This window comes from Burkholderia sp. Bp9016, assembly GCF_003857765.1.
In the GTDB taxonomy this organism is placed as follows: Bacteria; Pseudomonadota; Gammaproteobacteria; order Burkholderiales; family Burkholderiaceae; genus Burkholderia.
The window spans coordinates 1-3157 of record NZ_QTPY01000066.1 but is presented as its reverse complement, the minus strand read 5'-3'; the positions used below and the strand labels follow the sequence as shown (position 1 = coordinate 3157).

3 protein-coding genes and 3 tRNA genes are annotated in these 3157 nt (G+C 61.4%); 4 read left to right on the top strand and 2 right to left on the bottom strand.

Features of this window, described 5'->3' with window-relative positions; all coding sequences use genetic code 11:
• Window positions 1-310 precede the first annotated feature (310 nt).
• Both DIE13_RS32390 and DIE13_RS32385 read right to left on the bottom strand, forming a co-directional pair.
• Complete coding sequence (locus DIE13_RS32390; RefSeq protein WP_124831030.1) at window positions 311-571, bottom strand: hypothetical protein; 261 nt, start codon at window positions 569-571, stop codon at window positions 311-313.
• 147 nt (window positions 572-718) lie between these two features.
• A complete protein-coding gene (locus DIE13_RS32385) occupies window positions 719-1924 on the bottom strand; it encodes an IS110 family transposase (RefSeq protein ID WP_175787858.1) in 1206 nt (401 codons plus the stop codon).
• Between the two features lie 779 nt (window positions 1925-2703).
• Here DIE13_RS32385 and DIE13_RS32380 point away from each other — a divergent pair.
• The 4 genes from DIE13_RS32380 to DIE13_RS32365 form a co-directional block, all read left to right on the top strand.
• Window positions 2704-2789 (top strand) — tRNA-Tyr (locus DIE13_RS32380).
• Between the two features lie 44 nt (window positions 2790-2833).
• A tRNA-Gly gene (locus DIE13_RS32375) sits at window positions 2834-2907 on the top strand.
• A gap of 25 nt (window positions 2908-2932) precedes the next feature.
• Window positions 2933-3007 (top strand) — tRNA-Thr (locus tag DIE13_RS32370).
• Window positions 3008-3071: 64 nt separating this feature from the next.
• A partial coding sequence (locus DIE13_RS32365; RefSeq protein ID WP_033473206.1) for a GTP-binding protein occupies window positions 3072-3157 on the top strand: 86 nt, incomplete at its 3' end.

Below are 3157 nucleotides of genomic sequence, written 5' to 3'. Positions count from 1 at the left end.
AATGCCAGTTGCTCGCGCTCAATCATGACGCCCTGGCGCTTGCGACGGCGCCGCACAGCCAGCCCTGCCTCACGGTATCCGCACCCAGTTGAACGAGGCGCGCATCGTACGAACATGCGGGGTGTCGTGCGTACTGCGCAGCCTCGCTGCGATAGGCGGACCAGACATTCATGTTGGTCGGCTTGCACGACGGCCCGACGCAATGTGCGCTGCACTGCTGAACGTTGGCGGCGACCGCGGCGCCCAGCCGGCTCGGCAGCCAGGCATGCGGGCGCATATCGTCGCCGATCAGCGGGTGCAGTATGTCGAATCAGGTGTCGCTGTCTGCATCGCTTCCGCGGTCAATGTCGCTGTTGCTTGTGGCTGTCAGGTAGACGGATGCATCGTTGAGCAGCCATGCGTATGCAATCGCCCCTGGGGTCATTGCGTGCGTCGACACTGCGCCGTTGCCTGAAGAAGGCAGGCAGTTGGCCTCGATAGCTGGCTTCAGCTTGTCGTATGCTGCGCGCGCCGCCGCGCCTTTCGGGCGAGCTGCTGTGCGGCTCTCGGAAAGAGCCTGCTGTCTAACCATTGCGATCCTCTCCGTGCGACACCACCCATTTGTGCCGTCGTGTGCTTGGGCCCCGGCGGCTGCGAAGATCGGTGCAAAGGCAAACAGGCGGATTCGATTCTGCATGGGTTGGTGGCGACGCATTGGAGGGTGCCCCTATGTCCTTCGTCAAGCGTTAAGGGCTGACTTGGGTTGGTAAATGGTGCCGTCGCGCAGCATGGCGAACAGGACGTCGCAGCGTCGCCGTGCCAGCGCGATGAGTGCCTGGTTGTGGCGCTTACCTTGCTGGACCTTGCGCGAGTAATAGGCCCGTGAGACTGGGTCTCGTAAGGCGGCGAAGGCGGAGAGGAACAAGGCGCGCTTGAGCACCTTGTTGCCGCGTCTGGATGGGTGCTCGCCACGGATCGACGAGCCTGAGCGCCGGGTGACCGGCGCGAGGCCAGCGTAGGCCGCGATATGAGCAGCCGAGGCGAAGGCTTTATGGGCGACTTCGGTTAGGAGTCTGGCGGCGGTCCTGACGCCGACTCCCGGCATGCTGGTCAGGACCGGCCAAAGAGGGTGAGCATGCACCAGCCGCTCAACTTCGGCGGCGATTTCGTCACGCTGCTTGCGCAAGGCGGCGAGTTGCTGGGCCAAGCGGGGCATGACGATGGTAGCAGCCTGTGTGCCGGGTACGATCACGGCTTGCTCGCTCAGCGCTTGAACGATTTCGGCCGCTAAGTTCTTGCCCATGCGGGGCGCGAGCTTGGTCAGGCGGTTGGCGAGCGTCTTCTCGCTAGTTGCGGCAAGCGCGGCTGGCGACGGGTAGCGCTCGAGCAGATCGAGCACCGCCGGATGGTCGAGGCGCGGTCCGAGAACGCGCTCGAGCGCAGGATGGATCTGGGTGAGCAGGCCGCGAATGCGGTTGCTGGTTTGAGTGACCTGAGCGGCGAGATCATCATCGAAGCCACACAGCATGGTGAGCTCGGCGAGTTGCTCGTCGGCCAATCGAAGCGAGCGCAGCGTATGCGGCATCGAGCGGGCCGCTTCGGCAATGATCGCGGCATCGCGGGCGTCGGTCTTGGCTTCACCTGCATGCAGATCGGCGATGCGACGCATGGCCAATCCCGGCAAATAGGCGACGAGTACACCTTCAGCGCGGGCGACGGCCACTGGGAGTGCTCCAATAGTGGAAGGCTGGTCGACGACGAACAGGAGTCGGCCATGAGTCTTGAGTTCAGCGATGAGGGCACGCAGCTTGGCCTCGTCGTTGGGTAGCGCCTTGTTGTACAGACGCTTGCCGTTTCGATCGAGTGCGACGGCGTGATGCTGGCCTTTACCGACATCGACGCCGACGAAGACATCGACGGCATCACGTTGTTGTGTGTCTTGCATCGCAGTTTGTGAAGAATGAACGGATTGGCCTGCAACAACGGTGGCAAGTCTCGGCATCCACGTTACGGACGGCGTCGGGATATCCCGGCCAAACCCCTATCAGCGATCACCAGCCACCCACCAGGCCCGGTGACAACACCCCCCGGATCATGACTGCGACTGGGGGCGGGAATCATGCCGGGCCTGGCTGGCCAAAGCCCCGATTATCGGGGCGTGAAGATAGTAACGGGGGCACTCGAGCGAGCGATGGTATCGTGCCGTCCTTATGTTTGTGGCGGGCGGGAAGCACTCGATCGACTTGGTAGTCACTCTGGAGCGTTCGATGGCGAGTGGGCGCAGTCAAACGAGCTGAGGCGATTGACCTCCCGTCAGATCTGGCCACGGTATCGGAATGCGCTGGCGAAGCCGAGGACGCATGTCACTGCCGGGTGCCGCTTCAAGGCGGCGCCACCTCGACTTCGGCCGAGCGAACACCCGATCCAGACCCTGCGAACGCTTCCGGCATGGAAATTGCGAATTTTTTGTCTCTACCCGCTTGGCATTCTGCGCTGTAGGCCGTATGATGGCGGTCTTTCGTTTTCAGCAAAGATGCAAATCGGCGCTGGAGACGGGGTCTGACGAAAATGTGGACGCCAGTCGGCGATCCTCTCGTGCTTGCCTTAGCCGGGCTGGTGCGGGTGTCGGGTGAGTCGAGTCGGTGCGTTGGAAGAGAATGAAAATAATCTTCCGGATGTGCTTGACAAGAGTTCGATGCACCCCCATAATCGTCAGTTCTCTACGGAGGGGTGCCCGAGTGGCTAAAGGGGGCAGACTGTAAATCTGTTGGCTTACGCCTACGTTGGTTCGAATCCAACCTCCTCCACCAAGAACATCAGCGCAGAGAGCGGTAGGGAATCGTTAGTGGCCCGTGCGGGTGTAGCTCAATGGTAGAGCAGAAGCCTTCCAAGCTTACGACGAGGGTTCGATTCCCTTCACCCGCTCCAGTCCGTGTAGTTGAAGCGTAATACCGCCCATGTGGCTCAGTGGTAGAGCACTCCCTTGGTAAGGGAGAGGTCGGCAGTTCGATCCTGCCCATGGGCACCAGCAGTAAAAAGTCAGTGTCTGTTTGCGCGCGGCGCAACCTGTGAATTCCTTTTGGGAGTCGAAAATGGCCAAGGGTAAATTTGAGCGGACCAAGCCGCACGTCAACGTTGGTACGATTGGTCACGTTGACCACGGCAAGACGACGCTGAC